The 2,954-nt window shown below is 69.8% G+C and carries 2 protein-coding genes; both read right to left on the bottom strand.

Features of this window, described 5'->3' with window-relative positions; all coding sequences use genetic code 11:
• Window positions 1–61: 61 nt before the first annotated feature.
• Complete coding sequence (gene tsaB / locus O0J73_RS22040) at window positions 62–775, bottom strand: tRNA (adenosine(37)-N6)-threonylcarbamoyltransferase complex dimerization subunit type 1 TsaB (RefSeq protein ID WP_308309644.1); 714 nt, start codon at window positions 773–775, stop codon at window positions 62–64.
• Between the two features lie 9 nt (window positions 776–784).
• Window positions 785–2,830, bottom strand: a complete 2,046-nt coding sequence (locus O0J73_RS22035) for an ATP-dependent DNA helicase (protein ID WP_308309643.1) — start codon at window positions 2,828–2,830, stop codon at window positions 785–787.
• Window positions 2,831–2,954: the final 124 nt, after the last annotated feature.

Raw genomic sequence — 2,954 nt, 5'->3', positions numbered from 1 at the left:
ACCCCGCCCGGCCAAGCGCGGCTTTTGATTTACGCGATCAACCAACCTCGCCACGAGGGGCTCAGCCGTTGGCCTTCGCCTTCGCCTCGCGCGCGGCCTGCTGCTCGACCAGGGTCAGCGCCACGTTGTCGCGCAGGTACGCCGGTTCAACCTTCTCCGGTGCGATGGCTTCGCCACGCGCGAAGGCCGGCACCGCCAGTGCCAGTACATCCGACGCACGCGGCAGTGCAGTGGCATCGAAACCGCGCAGGCCTGCCCCCAGTTGTGCCACCAGAGCGCCCTCGGCCGCGCCGAACCCGGTACCGACACCGAAGACCGACACGCCGTCCGGCAGCGCCACCGCCGCCGGTGCGCACACGCGTTCGGCATCGCGTGCGACCGGCAGGCCGTCCACGCGTTCGAAGCGTGCGACATACAGTTCGCCCATCCGCGCATCGATCGCCGACAGGATCTGCGTTTCTTCAGCCGGCGCCCGCAGCGCCAGCACCTGCAGCGTCGACACCGGCAGCAGCGGGCGGTCCAGCGCAAGGGCGATGCCCTGGGCAATGGCGATGGCCAGGCGCACGCCGGTGAACGCACCGGGGCCGCGGCTGAGCGCGATACCGTCCAGCTGGCGGCGGCTGATGCCGGCTTCCGCCAGCAGCGCCTCCGCCCACGGCAGGCTAAGCTCGGCATGCCGGCGCGGGGCGATCTCGAAACGTTCCAGCACCTGCCCATCGACATGCAGGGCAACGGAACAGGCTTCGGTGGCGGTTTCAAAGGCGAGCAGTTTCATCGGATCAGGTCAGAACAGGGGGAACGTGGCGCCGGGCGCCAGATCCGGGCCCGCCGCAGCGGTGGCCGGAACGGCATCATCGGCCACGGGTGGCCATTGTGGCGTAAAGAAGGCCTGCACATCGGCCAGGCTGCGGGTGCGCCGGAACGGCGGCAGCGAATCGAGGAAGACCCGGCCATAGCCGCGGTTGAGCAGGCGCGGGTCGCACAGCACCAGCACTCCGCGGTCGCTCTCGCTGCGGATCAGGCGACCGACGCCCTGCTTCAGCGCGATCACCGCCTGCGGCAGCTGCTCGTCGCGGAACGGGTTGCCGCCCTGGCTGCGGATCGCCTCCAGCCGCGCCTCGTACACCGGGTCGTCCGGAGCGGCGAAGGGCAGCTTGTCGATCATCACCACGCTCAGCGCTTCGCCGACCACGTCCACGCCCTCGCGGAAACTGGCCGAGCCGAGCAGCACGCCATTGCCCGATTCGCGGAAGCGCTGCAGCAGGGTCGCGCGCGGTGCCTCGCCCTGCACGAACAACGGCCACGGCCCGTCGCGCAGTGCCTCGGCGGCTTCGCGCAGGGCGCGATGCGACGCGAACAGCAGGAATGCCCTGCCCTGCGACGCCTGCAGCACCGGCCGCAGGGTCTGGATCAACGCGGTGCCGAAGCCACGCGCGGCCGGATCGGGCAGGCCTTCGGGCAGGTAGCACAGCGCCTGCTCGGGCCAGTTGAACGGACTCGGCTGGACCAGGGTATGCGGATCGTCCAGGCCCAGTCGCGTGGCAATGTGATCAAAGCCACCGCCTACGGTCAGCGTAGCGGAGGTGAAGATCCATGCCGCCCGGCTGCGTTCACGGTGCTCACGCAGCGGCCCGGACACATCCATGGGCGTGCGCTGGCAGCGGAAACCACGCGGGGTGAGCTCGTACCAGAGCACATCGGCCGCACCCGCCACGTCCGCAGGGTCGGTGTCGAAATCCAGGCTGGGCTCGTCATCGCCCAGCCAGCGGCTGAGCCGCGAGACCGCTTCGCGCGCCCGCGCATGGCAGGCATCCAGGCCAGCGGCAGCTTCGCGCAGTGGTTGCAGTGCCTGCTCCAGCGTCACCAGCCGCGCCATCACCGTATCGAAGCCGTCGCGCACCTGCGGCATTGCCAGTGCCCGCCACTGCGTGCCGCGCGACGGCAGGCCTTCCATCGCCGAGCGCAATGCCAGCAGTGCCTGCTGCAACTGGTCGACCGGCTCCTGCAGGGCCGACTGCGCACCGCCCACGCCACGCGCTTCGGCCAGGCAGTCGCGGCCCAGCTCCTGCCACGGGCGCATGCCGAACCCCTCGCCGAAGAACTGCGCGGCCAACTCGGGCAGCTGATGCGCCTCGTCGATGACGAACGCCTGCGCCCCTGGCAGCAGTTCGCCGAAACCATCCTGTTTCAATGCCAGGTCCGCCAGCAGCAGGTGATGGTTGACCACCACCACGTCGGCCGCCTGCGCACGTTGCCGCGCACGCACCACGAAGCAGTCGTCCCAGAACGGGCAGTCGGTGCCCAGGCAGTTGTCGACGGTGGAGGTGACCATCGGCAGCAGCGGAGAGTCGTCGGCCAGCCCATCGAGCTCGGCGATGTCACCGAATTCGGAGCGGCCGGACCAGGCCAGGATGCGCTGGAACTGCGCCGCCTGTTCGGGGCTGGAGAATCGTGGCTCACCACGCGCCTGCTGCAGGCGATAACGGCACAGGTAGTTCGCACGCCCCTTCAGCAGCGCGCTGCGCAGGCCGACGCCGAGCGCCTGGCGCACGCGTGGCAGATCGCGGTGGTAGAGCTGGTCCTGCAGCGCGCGGGTACCGGTGGAGATGATGGTACGCAGCCCGGACAGCAGCACCGGCACCAGATAGGCGAAGGTCTTGCCGGTACCGGTACCGGCCTCGGCCAGCAGCAGATCGCGCTGCTGCAACGCATCGGCGATGGCCTCGGTCAGGCGCAGCTGGGCCGGACGCGGGACGAAGGCATCCAGGTGCGAGGCGAGCGCGCCGCCGTCGCTGAGGGCTTCGCGGCTGGCATGGACAAGGTCGGACATCAGAGGGAAAGGATACCCGGCCGGGCGCTGCCCGGCACCCGTTTCAAGCCAGAGCACAAGCAAAGGCAAAGGCAACGTCGCCTGTTCATCGCTCTGGATTTCTACGTGCTGGGTGGGCCGGGAG

Source organism: Stenotrophomonas sp. Sm6012, assembly GCF_030985895.1.
Classification (GTDB): domain Bacteria; phylum Pseudomonadota; class Gammaproteobacteria; order Xanthomonadales; family Xanthomonadaceae; genus Stenotrophomonas; species Stenotrophomonas forensis.
Note: the sequence above shows the minus strand (reverse complement) of the source record. Positions and strands in the feature narration are given on the sequence as shown.